The sequence below is a fragment of the Chamaesiphon sp. GL140_3_metabinner_50 genome (genome assembly GCF_025361915.1).
GTDB lineage: Bacteria > Cyanobacteriota > Cyanobacteriia > Cyanobacteriales > Chamaesiphonaceae > Chamaesiphon.
Genome location: NZ_JANYJC010000052.1, coordinates 1 through 10,344, shown reverse-complemented (window position 1 = coordinate 10,344; position 10,344 = coordinate 1). Strand labels below are relative to the sequence as shown.

The 10,344-nt window shown below is 45.8% G+C and carries 12 protein-coding genes; 8 read left to right on the top strand and 4 right to left on the bottom strand.

The window, feature by feature from the left end; genetic code table 11:
* The first annotated feature begins 7 nt into the window (after positions 1–7).
* Positions 8–745 (top strand): peroxiredoxin-like family protein, encoded by a 738-nt coding sequence (locus Q0R35_RS02640; RefSeq protein ID WP_295614185.1) that lies wholly within the window; start codon positions 8–10, stop codon positions 743–745.
* 290 nt (positions 746–1,035) lie between these two features.
* Here the strand turns inward: Q0R35_RS02640 and Q0R35_RS02635 are convergent, their stop codons facing one another.
* Entirely contained in the window at positions 1,036–2,208 is a 1,173-nt protein-coding gene (locus tag Q0R35_RS02635) for an FAD-binding oxidoreductase (RefSeq protein WP_295614182.1), read from the bottom strand.
* 252 nt (positions 2,209–2,460) lie between these two features.
* Between Q0R35_RS02635 and Q0R35_RS02630 the strand changes: the two genes are divergently transcribed.
* The 7 genes from Q0R35_RS02630 to Q0R35_RS02600 all read left to right on the top strand — a co-directional run bounded on the left by Q0R35_RS02630 (position 2,461) and on the right by Q0R35_RS02600 (position 7,773).
* Complete coding sequence (locus Q0R35_RS02630) at positions 2,461–4,353, top strand: EAL domain-containing protein (RefSeq protein ID WP_295614180.1); 1,893 nt, start codon at positions 2,461–2,463, stop codon at positions 4,351–4,353.
* Between the two features lie 9 nt (positions 4,354–4,362).
* Positions 4,363–4,725 carry a Spx/MgsR family RNA polymerase-binding regulatory protein gene (locus Q0R35_RS02625; RefSeq protein WP_295614178.1) on the top strand — a complete coding sequence of 121 codons (363 nt, stop codon included), beginning with the start codon at positions 4,363–4,365 and terminating at the stop codon, positions 4,723–4,725.
* A 68-nt stretch (positions 4,726–4,793) separates the two neighbouring features.
* A complete protein-coding gene (locus tag Q0R35_RS02620; RefSeq protein ID WP_295614176.1) occupies positions 4,794–5,078 on the top strand; it encodes a hypothetical protein in 285 nt (94 codons plus the stop codon).
* 24 nt (positions 5,079–5,102) lie between these two features.
* Positions 5,103–5,399: a type II toxin-antitoxin system HicA family toxin gene (locus tag Q0R35_RS02615; RefSeq protein WP_295614174.1), complete on the top strand. Its 297-nt coding sequence runs from the start codon at positions 5,103–5,105 to the stop codon at positions 5,397–5,399.
* The gene (locus Q0R35_RS02610) at positions 5,365–5,745 is read left to right on the top strand and encodes a type II toxin-antitoxin system HicB family antitoxin (protein WP_295614172.1); all 381 of its coding nucleotides are present in this window, start codon (positions 5,365–5,367) and stop codon (positions 5,743–5,745) included. The genes Q0R35_RS02615 and Q0R35_RS02610 overlap by 35 nt, the downstream gene beginning before the upstream one ends.
* Before the next feature lie 147 nt (positions 5,746–5,892).
* Positions 5,893–7,110, top strand: coding sequence for an acetate kinase (locus tag Q0R35_RS02605; protein WP_295614170.1), 1,218 nt, complete (start codon positions 5,893–5,895; stop codon positions 7,108–7,110).
* Between the two features lie 18 nt (positions 7,111–7,128).
* Positions 7,129–7,773: a MarC family protein gene (locus tag Q0R35_RS02600; RefSeq protein ID WP_295614168.1), complete on the top strand. Its 645-nt coding sequence runs from the start codon at positions 7,129–7,131 to the stop codon at positions 7,771–7,773.
* Positions 7,774–7,859: 86 nt separating this feature from the next.
* Here the strand turns inward: Q0R35_RS02600 and Q0R35_RS02595 are convergent, their stop codons facing one another.
* The 3 genes from Q0R35_RS02595 to Q0R35_RS02585 all read right to left on the bottom strand — a co-directional run bounded on the left by Q0R35_RS02595 (position 7,860) and on the right by Q0R35_RS02585 (position 10,177).
* Positions 7,860–8,216: a hypothetical protein gene (locus tag Q0R35_RS02595; protein WP_295614166.1), complete on the bottom strand. Its 357-nt coding sequence runs from the start codon at positions 8,214–8,216 to the stop codon at positions 7,860–7,862.
* 90 nt (positions 8,217–8,306) lie between these two features.
* Positions 8,307–9,296 carry a VOC family protein gene (locus tag Q0R35_RS02590; RefSeq protein WP_295614164.1) on the bottom strand — a complete coding sequence of 330 codons (990 nt, stop codon included), beginning with the start codon at positions 9,294–9,296 and terminating at the stop codon, positions 8,307–8,309.
* An 8-nt stretch (positions 9,297–9,304) separates the two neighbouring features.
* Entirely contained in the window at positions 9,305–10,177 is an 873-nt protein-coding gene (locus tag Q0R35_RS02585; RefSeq protein ID WP_366944807.1) for a glucose 1-dehydrogenase, read from the bottom strand.
* Positions 10,178–10,344 lie beyond the last annotated feature (167 nt).

Here is a 10,344-nt window from a genome sequence, read left to right as displayed (position 1 = left end):
CGATCGACTGCGAGTTAGCGATGGTAAGGTTATTTCTATATTGAGCGGTTGTGAGACGGCAAATCGAGTATTGGTTATCGTTTGTCCGCAGTTGGGCGATTTTGATAGTCTCGAATATGCGTGGTGGTTGCAACGCGATCGACAACAGCTTGCAGCGGCGGGTTTAGCGATTAGAATGGTGGGTATCGGCGATCGATCTGCTGGTGAAAAGTTCTGTGAGTTTACTAAGTTTCCCACTGAATGGTTATTTATCGATCGCGAGGCTAAGTTACATACTCAGATCGGTCTTTATCCGGGATTATCTCTAAAAATACCCAAATTTTCAGCCGCTCAAAATGCGTGGGTTAATCTAATTTTAATGTGTGCGGGTATCGGTAGCCCTGGTACTTTACGCGAGGTGTTTCGAGGCTATAAAGGCGATCGTAATGCACCGCAATTAATAAATGATGGCGAAGTTGTTAGGGCGAAACCATTACCGCCGATCGATGGTGCATTTTTTAATGTCGCAGGTGGGAGTGGTTTTCAAAGACCGTTTGAACTGGCAACGTTAAGGTTGAGAAATATGGCAGAAGTTATCGGGAATTGGCAGACTTATGTACCCGATCCGACTTATTTAACGCAACGAGGTGGGAGCTTTTTATTCGATCGACAAGGAGCGTTATTAGCCGAACATCGCGATCGAGGTATTCTCGGTTTTGCCGCTAATATGAGTCAGCCGCTATCATTCTTAACAGACAAAATCTAAAATTTCGATTTATTCACATCTTGCCCCAGTATGTGGCAATTGATAAAAATAGTCTCAAAACTTACTTCTAGATACTATTCACTATCTCTTATTGCTGCATTGTATAGACAAGTCTCTTTGAGTTGCTGCGTAGTCCTTTACCCCACCCCAGCCCTCCCCTTATAAAGGGGAGGGAGCAAAAGCCCCCTTTCCAAGGGGGTTGGGGGATTTAGATCTCAAAACGAAGTCTATTCGACTCGTGTATCCACGCTAGCCCATCCCCCATCTTCCCATCGCCCATCTCCCATCCCCTAAAAACACTTACCCGGATTCAGAAGATCCAGCGGATCGAATTGTTGTTTGATTTGTTTCATCAGCGGTACGGTATTGCCGCGATAGCCCCAGACATCGAGGTGCTGTTTCACTTCTACAGGTGCCTGTAGAACGGACAGGAAGCCACCGGATGCTTCGCATTGACTCCGGAGGGGTTCGATCGGTTTCGCATCGCCTAGAGCGCAGGCTCCGATGCCGCTGTTGAGATGAATTACGCCTGGAGCGGTATTATCTGTCAATCGATCGAGTGTGGCGATCGTGGCGACTGCGGCGGTGAGTCTGACACCTAATTTACACCCGATCGGTCGTTCGCCCCAAATTTTGGTCTGAATGCCGCTCCACAAGTTTTCAGCTTGGGTTCCTTGCCAGATGCCTGCTTTTAACCCCAATCCTTTGGCAATATCTAGCAATTGTGCTGACTGCTCGGCGATACTTGCGGGGATGGTGGCAAATTTAATGACGAGGCTGGGGGTATTACTCAGCTCTAATTGCTGACTCAAGGCGGTAGAGACTACATCCGCCGCAATGGGGGTAAGGGTACTGGCGAGGAGTATTTTAGCAGCTTGCTCTAGTCGATCGATCGCGCCTGTAATGATGACGGTACCTGTATTAGTCGGTTGGGGATAAACGCGCAAGGTTACTTCTGTCAAAATCCCTAATGTGCCGTAAGAGCCAGTAAATAGCTTCATCATGTCGTAGCCAGCCACATTTTTGACGACTCTACCCCCCGCTTTGGCAATTTTGCCATCGGCACGCACGAAACTTATTCCCAGTAGCAAATCTCGCACGCCGCCATACCGATGTCGCAACGAACCAGTGTTTGCGGTGGCAATTATCCCCCCAATTGTTGCCCGGTCGGGATAAACTGGATCTAATGGTAAAAACTGTCCAGCGGTAGCTAAAACTGCTTGCAATCGGGCAAATGGCATCCCGGCTTCGACTGTTACCGTCAAATCGCCAACGGCATGAGCGATGAGTCGATCGAGCTTTTGAGTACTGACAATTCGGTTGGTACCCGCGACAATGCCCCCCCAGTCTAGTTTACTGCGATTTCCGGCAATAACTAGGGGCACTCGATCGCGATTGGCACTCGCCACTAATTCGGCAAGTTCCGCCGCAGATGCGGGCGAATCGTTAATGCTGTCATCCATAATCGCTAAACTCACATCTTGCACCAGTACATCACAACCGAGCGAAATAGCCTCGAAACTTATTGCTAGATTATCCACTATCCACTATTCACTATCCACTAAAACACTAGTAGCTATGTTTTGATGCAAAATGTGAGTAAATGTCAATGGGGATATTTACAGATCTTCGCGTGCTCCCGATCCAGAGTATCATTATTTATCCCCGCGATGGTTACAGGTTACCTCTGCTTTAAAAATTCGGATTGCTAATCTATGAAGATGTCGTGCTCGTCACCATCTACGTCTGAAATTAAGTCAAAGTTGCTCGCACACATCACTCAAGCTCTCCAAGCTGATGGCGGTAGGCTGTTAATCTTAGCCAAGCCGCTAGCTCGACGCGCTCAAGTTTATACTTACGGCTTGCAGCCACAGACGACGACTCCGATCGAGAAAAATTCGGTCTGGCAAGATATATTATATACTGAGGCTACGAACGATCGCGCCTCCAATCTTCCAGATCCGATCGATCGCATCGCCGAAAGACAACTATTGAAGCCGTTATTTGCCGCTTTTGGGAATGTCGGTATCGAATCGCTACTGATTTTACCATTGCGATCCGATCGACAGTGTATCGGCTGTCTGACGCTATTTAGATCTGCACCCATACCGCCGCAAGCTGCCCGCTGGACGGATGAAGAGTTGAAACTCGCTCAAAGTTTAGCCGCAGAACTTTATCTAGCCGTGATGGCGCAACGTGTCGCCCAGATGTGTGGCAATCGGGCTTATTATGATGTGTTAACTGGGTTGCCAAATCGACTGTTATTCTCTCAACTGCTAACTTTAGAACTAGCAAAAATACCAGGAGATAGCGAAGTTTTAGCGACGATCTTCTTAGGACTAGATCGGTTTAAGAATATTAATGATGGAATTAGCTATCGATTTGGCGATCGATTACTACAATTAATTGCCGAACGCTTGAAAAATACTCTCGACGATCGGGCGATCGTCGGACGGTGGGGCGGTGATGAATTTGCAATTCTAATTCCGGCATTAGCCGATCGGGCTGCTGTGAATATCATTGCCGATCGCGTTTTGCAATGTTTCGATCTACCGTTTATGTTCGATCGCAATTTTGCTAACTTAAAAACTAACTCATTATATATTAAATCAAGTATGGGCATCGCGATCGCCACGAGTCGCGGACAAGATAGTCAAACTCTGCTCAAACATGCCGATGCCGCACTCGATCGAGCCAAACACAACGGCCGGAATAATTATGAGATTTATAGTACTCCAACTTACCATCTCACCCCTGTCGGTGCTACCTCTGTCGCCGAGCATCGCTTACAATTAGAGCACATGCTCGATAGCGTCTGTGCTGGTTTAGCAGGTAGAGCAATTGACGATCGCCAGTTATTATTACATTACCAACCCCAGATCGATATTCATACTGGCAAAATCAGCGGTATCGAAGCCTTATTGCGCTGTCAAGATCTGTATGCAAAACTGATTAATCCCGCAGATTTTATCCCCATTGCCGAAGAAACTGGCTCGATTTTACCGATGGGAGAATGGGTAATTAGAACGGCTTGCAAACAGAAAAAATCTTGGCAAGATCGGGGATTTGGCAACTTTCCCATCGCCGTAAATTTCTCAGTCAAACAACTCCAAGATCGCCACTTAATTGAGACTATTATCGAGATTTTAGCCGAAACGGGACTCGCACCCGCAGCCCTAGAAGTCGAAATTACTGAAAGTATCGCTATTAAAGATTTAGACCTGGCGATCGCCATTTTAGAATCGCTGCGGGAAATAGGTGTTAAGATCTCTTTGGATGATTTTGGCACAGGTTACTCCTCCCTGGCAATTCTCAAATATTTACCCCTAGATCGACTTAAAATCGATCGATCGTTTATTCGAGAACTTCACGCAAATACAGTCGATGCTGGTATCGTCAGAACGATCGTTAACTTAGGACACGAATTAAATCTTAAAGTCGTAGCCGAAGGCGTAGAAACCGTCGAACAATTAGAATTCTTGCGATCGATTAATTGCGATACCGTTCAAGGTTTCTTATTCAGTCGTCCCTTACCAGCAGCAGAACTAGAAACTACAATTGCTAAAGGTAGTTATTGGCAACATCCTTCCTCTCATCCCTACAATTAATCGCTTTAAATGACTTCAATTCAAGTATATGGCATTCCCACCTGCGGGACTTGTAAAAAAGCTCTCCAATGGTTAGAAGCCCAGGCAATTAGTTATGAATTTATCAATACCAAAGAACGTCCGCCCAGTCAGGCTCAAATTGCCAGTTGGGTCGCTACTTTAGGCGACAAACCAATGCGAAATACTTCGGGACAATCTTATCGCGCATTGGGTGAATTCAAAGATACTTGGACTGAAGCTGAATGGGTAACTGCATTTAGCGATGATGTGATGTTATTAAAACGTCCGATTTTTGTCAAAGATGGTCAAGCGATCGCAGTTGGTTTTCGGGATATTATGGAAATTAAGGAACTTATCATTAAAACACCATAATTTAGTATGAGTGCGGCGATCGAATCTATAAATGCTAACTTCCCTCGCCAATAATTATCCATAAAGTAATGAAATCAAATCGCAAGTCTATAGTCAGAGATTTTTGTTCGATCGAGTTTAGAGACTGGTATAAATCAGGTAACCTGACAGAGTTCGATCGAGGTTGTCTAATCGCCAGTCTTGAACTAATGGGAGAAGTTACAAGTGTTGATTTTGATTGTGTAGAAATTAGAAGAATTCAACAAGATGTTCCAAAATCTGTTTCGGACACTTTCGATCGTCATTTCTGGTACTCGCAGCATAGTCTTAGCGATTTATATCTTCTGAAAATCCCCGATGTTAATTCGGCATGATACTACTTGTGATATCATCGCTCTATGGGTAAGCTAGAAAAACTAATCCAGCAATTTCTCAACTATCTTCCAGAAGTGCGGTTTGAAGATATCCGCTATTTGTTGGAGGCTTTTGGGTTTGTAGAAATTCGATCTAGAGGTAGCCACCATAGTTTCCGCAATGAGATCGGACAAAAAGTAGTCATTCCCAAAAAAGGCGGACAGAAAGTTAAGGGAGTGTACGTTAAATTAATTGTGGACTTGTTAGATTTAGCAGCACCCGATGAAATAGCACCTGCAATAGACGATGAAACCCAAGATACAACAACAAATGATGAGTAGAGAACCTTTAGAGTACTATTTATCTCTCACTTACTCCGTTACCTTAGATCCCGATCCAGAAGGTGGATATGTCGCTCATATCAAAGATCTGTCTGGTTGTTTTACTCAAGGTGAAACATTAGCAGAGACGATGGCGAATATTCAAGAAGCTAGAGAACTATGGATCGAAACAGCTTATGAAATGGGCGATCCGATTCCCTTGCCGAATAATCTAGTTGAATATAGTGGCAAATTATTAATCAGAATGCCTAAATCTCTACATCGAGATTTGGCGCATAAAGCTGAAGTAGAAGCGGTAAGTTTGAACCAGTATATTAGCTCGGTACTGAGTAGAAGTCTTAGTTAGATCTTAAAAACATTCGTACTTGTTTCTCGATCGACAAATAAGTGCGATCGAGACCATCATATTAGTCACTAAATCTATCTTATGGCTGAGGTTATTTGCTGTCGTAGATCTTTAATATCAGCTACTAGATATATTTATTAATACCGTATGAATATCTTAGTGTTGAATGCTGGTTCGAGTAGTTTTAAATCGAGCTTATATCGATTGACTGAAGCAGAACCCAAGGATTTGGTAGTACCATTATGGACGGGAGCAATTAGCTGGAATTCGACTGGAGCGGCGACATTAACAGCCAAAACTGCGGATGAATCGATAGAGGAGGAACGATCGCAAACCGATCGGCAACAGGATATTCACGATCTATTAAATTGGCTCTGGAGTGGTAAAACTCAGGTTGTTGAAAATATTCACGCGATCGATATCGTTGGCAATCGGGTGGTACATGGTGGCGATAAATATCGCCAACCGACGTTAATCGATGATGCAGTCAAAGCTGAGATCGACAGGTTATCGATCTATGCGCCGCTTCACAATCCGGCTAATTTAATCGGGATCGCAGCAATATCAGCGATCGCTAAAGATACGCCCCAAATTGCCGTATTCGATACGGCTTTTTTTCGAGATTTATCAGAGGTGGCGTATACTTATCCCGTGCCGGATGAGTGGTTGGAACGAGGGATTAGAAAGTATGGTTTTCATGGCATCAGTCATCAATATTGCACCCAACGTGCAGCAGAATTATTAGGGCGAGATCTGGGTGAGTTGCGATTAATTAGTTGTCATTTGGGGAATGGTTGTTCGCTGGCGGCGGTGAAATCTGGACGGTGTATCGATACGACGATGGGGTTTACGCCGCTCGATGGTTTGATGATGGGTACACGGTGCGGATCGATCGATCCGGGGATCATTCTTCACCTATTGCGGGAACGGGAATATACTGTGGTAGAACTCGATCGAATCTTGAATTTTGAGTCGGGTTTATTGGGTGTATCTGGGGTGTCGAATGACCTGCGGGAAATAGATCGGGCGATCGCTTCCGGAAACGATCGGGCGAAATTGGCTTTGGATATGTATATCGATCGATTAGCCTCTAAAATTGGTTCGTTATTACCCGCTCTAGGTGGCATGGACGCACTGATTTTTACTGGAGGTGTGGGAGAACATCACGCAGGTATTCGTGCTGCTGTAGCGTCGAAATTGGCGTTTCTGGGAGTAGAAATCGATCCCGATCTCAATAAGTTATCTATCCCACCCGATCGCGATGTGGCGACTGCTAAATCTGCGGTCAGATTACTGGCAATTCATACTCAAGAAGAGTGGGAAATCGCGCGGGCTTGTTGGGCATATTTACACGATCGACATTAGTAACTAATCCAAAATCCTATGACATCAAGCATTCTGAACTATGCGATCGGGACTTTGGCAGCTTTATTTCCGATTGCCAATCCGATCGGTGCAGTGCCGATATTTTATAGTTTGAGTGCGACAGATAGCCGCAGAGATCGCCGCAAACAAGCTCAACGCACGGCTGTGAACGTAATTTTGATTTTGGCAGTGTTTCTGGTTGGCGGTCGATCGATTCTCCAATTTTTTGGGATCTCGCTGGATGTATTGCGGATTGCTGGTGGCTTATTAGTGAGTCATGCCGCGTGGGAAATGGTGACGAGTAAACCGCGCCTGATGGCATCCGAACAAAAAGCGGGGACGGAGCAGGAGGATATTTCGTTTACACCGATGGCAATTCCATTAGTTGCAGGCCCAGGATCGATCGGTGTCATTATTGGATTATCAACGAGGATGACGCAATGGAGCGATTATCTGGGATGTTCGATCGGGATTGTGTTATTCGGTTGTTTGCTCTATGTGTGCCTAGTGCTGGGAGAGTCGTTGCTATCGATCTTGGGTCAAAATGGTCTGGGTGCGTTGAATCGAGTGTTGGGCTTCTTTATTTTGGCGATCGCGGTACAGTTAATTGCGGATGGGGTATTGTCGTTGTTACATTCGGCTGCGCCCACGTTATTTCGCTAAAAATCCCACTCCCCAGATCGGGAGTGGGATTTTTAGCGAAATAACCCAACCTACGCAAGTTATTTAATCCTCATTCATTAGTGGTGCTAATCTTCGAGTACCTTCATAATCCGATCTTCTAATCGATCGAGGTCGAGACCGCCTTCATCGCGGCTGATGCGGCGGACGGTAGCATTGACACCGCCCAAGTTTTGAAGCAAATCGCGCAGAATTTCTTGTTGCTGGCGAGATTGGGTCACTTCATGCGGCTCTTGTACCAAGTCGCGAACGATCGTATCTTCCGATCTTGAGACTGTCAGCGGCTCGTCTTGCCCTTGCAGATAAACGATCGTCCGCCGTCCGGGGCCGCGTTCTTGTTCGAGAGGAATCAATGCAACCACATTATCCGATCGTACGTATTTACCAAATCCCAGGTGAACCAGTACGGAGGGTTGAATCTTCACTAAGTCTTGTCCTTTTCTATCTCTATATATCTATTATACAGCCGAGCAAGATAGCTTGTGATGCATATAGATAGCGGTTTTTACGCTATTTTAGTAGTGGTTTACAGTTGCTTTTTTAAAGCGATCCACTAGCCGAATTGTGTGGCGATCTGGGTCTTGAAATACGAACTGTCGATCGAATTCTAGGGTGGATTCGCTAGCTAGTGATATTTCAGCGGATACGAGTGGAAATTGGGCGGCAGTGAGTTGTTGGACTGTATCGAGCGGTGCTGTGACGATGATGTTGGTTTGCCAGCACCAGAGGTCGTTAAACTCAGTATCGATCGGAATTGGGCGACCATCGGTAGGTGCTAGATATTCTAACAGCTCGATGCCGATGCCTGCGGGTGCTTTGAGACTACTAATTCTGACTCTGACATTGGCAATGCCGCTCAACCGATCTTGCTCTACGCCAAAATTCTCACTCTGTTGCTTGAGTTTCATTCCCAATAAATCGCAGTAAAAAGCCAGACTGGCGGCTGTATCTGCCACGACGATCGCGGTATGATCGATGCCTAAAAATAGTGAGTCAGTCCCTTGCCATTCTGGATCGCCTTTGCCCGTGGGAAATTGAATCAGTTCCAGATGATGACCGTCGGGATCTCTAAAGTAAAAGGCTTGGATCCCGCCAGCAACTGGATTCCAATCGGGTAAGGTTTGGGGACTGGGTAAGGTTTGGGTCACCTGATGCCCGCACAGATGTTGGTAAGCGCGTTCCATATCTGAGACGACGATCGCGATATGCTGGAACCAGCGATCGTTGCTGCGGGCATCTGGGGGTATCGGTCTACCTATGGGGGTGATATATTCGGTGAGTTCGATCGTTTCTGCCCCTAGTTGGAGATCTACTACTCGCAGTTGGATGGTGGTAGATTCTTCACAGGATCGCTCGGTTTGAAGGGATATTTCATCAACAGTCTCCATGCCTGTGACTTGACGATCTCCGATCGTGGTAAATCCGAATATGGTAGTGTAGAAGTCGATCGCTCGCTCCATGTCTGCTACCGTCATCCCGATCGATTTAACTGTAGTAATTGACATGGCATTTTTTACGTACTAGATACCTGACCGCCTGTAACTTCCAGAATCGCCCCAGTCACAAAGCTGCTATCTTCAGACGCAAAATAGACATAAGTAGGTGCGAGTTCTTCGGGTTGTCCCGCACGTTCCATCGCATTATCCTTATCGAAATTGTCCACCTGTTCTGGTGTCATCGTACCGGGAATTCCCGGTGTCCAGACGGGGCCAGGAGCGACTGCATTGACCCGAATTTTGCGTTTTGCTAGATTTTGGGCTGTAGCTTTGGTAAAGGCGTTAATCGCCCCTTTACTAGCGGAGTAATCGACTAAAAATTCTTTACCAATCAGACCGAGAATGCTGCTGGTATTGATGATGGCATCGCCCGCTTTGAGATGGGGTAGGGCGGCTTTGAGCATATAAAAATAGCCAAAGATGTTGGTTTCCATTGTCCGCTGAAACTGTTCGTCCGAGATATCTTCAATCTCAAACTGGACTTTTTGATAACCCGCATTGTTTACTAAAATATCGAGGTGTCCGAATTTTTCGACAGTTTGCGCTACTGCTTGTTTGCACAGTGCAGAATCGCGAACGTCGGCTTTAATCGTCAGACAGTGTTGACCTTTTTCTTCGACTAATGCTTTGGTAATGTTGGCATCATCATCGTGGACATTGTAAACGATCGCGACATCGGCACCTTCCATTGCATACGCGATCGCTACAGCTCGACCGATGCCCGAATCACCACCAGTAATTAGAGCTACTTTACCTTGAAGTTTACCAGCAGGGCTGTAGTTAGATAAATCGCTATCTGGCAGCGGATTCATGTCTGACTGGCTGGCAGGATAGGCAAGCGTTTGAGCGGGGATTTGTTCGGCAGTCGGACGAAATTCTGTACTCATAATAATTCTCGGTTGGGTTTGTAATTGTGGGTTTAATGTGAGGTTGTTTTAAAGTTTTATGCTGTGATGTCAAAAACCTGGAGATCCCGCTGTCTTGTCGGTTTTTTATTTGGGGGGAACCCCCGAATAAAACCGCCGCTTAATGGGTACCCTCGGATTTAAGCTAATTA

Bases quoted from the DNA above. Each gene is read 5' to 3' on its own strand.
- Q0R35_RS02635 (WP_295614182.1), bottom strand. From the start codon at position 2,208: ATGGATGACAGCATTAACGATTCGCCCGCATCTGCGGCGGAACTTGCC.
- Q0R35_RS02630 (WP_295614180.1), top strand. From the start codon at position 2,461: ATGAAGATGTCGTGCTCGTCACCATCTACGTCTGAAATTAAGTCAAAG.
- Q0R35_RS02625 (WP_295614178.1), top strand. From the start codon at position 4,363: ATGACTTCAATTCAAGTATATGGCATTCCCACCTGCGGGACTTGTAAA.
- Q0R35_RS02620 (WP_295614176.1), top strand. From the start codon at position 4,794: ATGAAATCAAATCGCAAGTCTATAGTCAGAGATTTTTGTTCGATCGAG.
- Q0R35_RS02615 (WP_295614174.1), top strand. From the start codon at position 5,103: ATGGGTAAGCTAGAAAAACTAATCCAGCAATTTCTCAACTATCTTCCA.
- Q0R35_RS02610 (WP_295614172.1), top strand. From the start codon at position 5,365: ATGAAACCCAAGATACAACAACAAATGATGAGTAGAGAACCTTTAGAG.
- Q0R35_RS02605 (WP_295614170.1), top strand. From the start codon at position 5,893: ATGAATATCTTAGTGTTGAATGCTGGTTCGAGTAGTTTTAAATCGAGC.
- Q0R35_RS02600 (WP_295614168.1), top strand. From the start codon at position 7,129: ATGACATCAAGCATTCTGAACTATGCGATCGGGACTTTGGCAGCTTTA.
- Q0R35_RS02590 (WP_295614164.1), bottom strand. From the start codon at position 9,296: ATGTCAATTACTACAGTTAAATCGATCGGGATGACGGTAGCAGACATG.